A 675-nucleotide genomic window follows, 5' to 3' on the forward strand; every position below is an offset into this window, starting at 1 on the left:
CAGCAACACGCTGACGCTGGCCGGTGCCGGTAACGGCACGTACGGCGGCACCGTGGCCGGCACGGGCGGCTTGACGTTGTCGGGCAGCGGCACGCAAACGCTGACGGGCAACAACTCGTACACCGGTGCGACGACGATCAACAGCGGCACGCTGGCGATCGGCGCGGGCGGCAGCCTCTCCGGTAGCAGCCCGCTGAGCCTGACCGGTGCGGGCGCGACCTTCGACGTCAGCGGCGCGACGACGCCGCAAACGACGACGGCGCTGTCGGGCGTCGCCGGTTCGACGGTGAACCTGGGCGGCAACAACCTGACGCTCGGCGGGTCGGGCAGCGGCACGTTCGGCGGCACGATCGCGGGCGCGGGCGGCAGCCTCACGTTGTCGGGCACGGGCACCGAGACGCTGACCGGTCCGAACACGTATTCGGGCGGCACGAACCTGACCGGTGGCGGCACGCTGGTCGCGGGCAGCAACACGGCGCTCGGTACCGGCACGCTCAACGCGAGCGGTGCGGGCGGCACGCTGGCAGCTGGCACGCCGGGCACGACGCTCGCCAATGCGGTGAACCTCGGTACGGGGCGACGCTGACGGTGAGTGGCCCTAACAGCCTCGGCCTGACCGGCGCGATCTCGGGGAGCGGCACGCTCGCGGTCAACGGTCCGGCGACGACGACGCTG

At 72.6% G+C, this 675-nt stretch carries 1 protein-coding gene; it reads left to right on the plus strand.

What is annotated here, in order from left to right; all coding sequences use genetic code 11:
- Positions 1-586, plus strand: a 586-nt coding sequence (locus tag JMF90_RS39395; RefSeq protein WP_236598160.1) for an autotransporter-associated beta strand repeat-containing protein, incomplete at its 5' end; no start/stop codon positions are given.
- Positions 587-675: the final 89 nt, after the last annotated feature.

This window comes from Burkholderia sp. E168m23 (assembly GCF_016586125.1).
Lineage (GTDB): Bacteria > Pseudomonadota > Gammaproteobacteria > Burkholderiales > Burkholderiaceae > Burkholderia > Burkholderia orbicola.